Origin of the sequence: Methylobacterium frigidaeris, from assembly GCF_022179185.1 — a bacterium.
Taxonomy (GTDB): Bacteria; Pseudomonadota; Alphaproteobacteria; order Rhizobiales; family Beijerinckiaceae; genus Methylobacterium; species Methylobacterium frigidaeris.
The window spans coordinates 1-270 of the sequence record NZ_BPQJ01000212.1; the positions used below are offsets into that span (position 1 = coordinate 1).

General features: G+C 51.5%; 1 protein-coding gene. It reads left to right on the plus strand.

The annotated features are described in order from the left end of the window. The coding region (locus MFF64_RS36900) for an MOSC domain-containing protein (RefSeq protein WP_238194002.1) at positions 1-270 on the plus strand (270 nt) is incomplete at both ends.

Below are 270 nucleotides of genomic sequence, written 5' to 3' on the forward strand. Positions count from 1 at the left end.
GGCAGATGTCAGTGGTCTGGCCTTCGATCGCATCTTTATGATCACGGAACCTGACGGTACGTTTATTACCGCTCGCCAGTTTCCCCAGATGGTACGGTTTACTCCTTCACCTGTGCATGATGGCTTGCATCTCACCGCACCAGATGGCAGTAGCGCATATGTTCGTTTTGCTGATTTCGCCACACAAGACGCACCAACCGAAGTTTGGGGCACACATTTTCCCGCGCGATTTGCGCCAGACGCGATCAACAAATGGCTAAGTGGATTTTT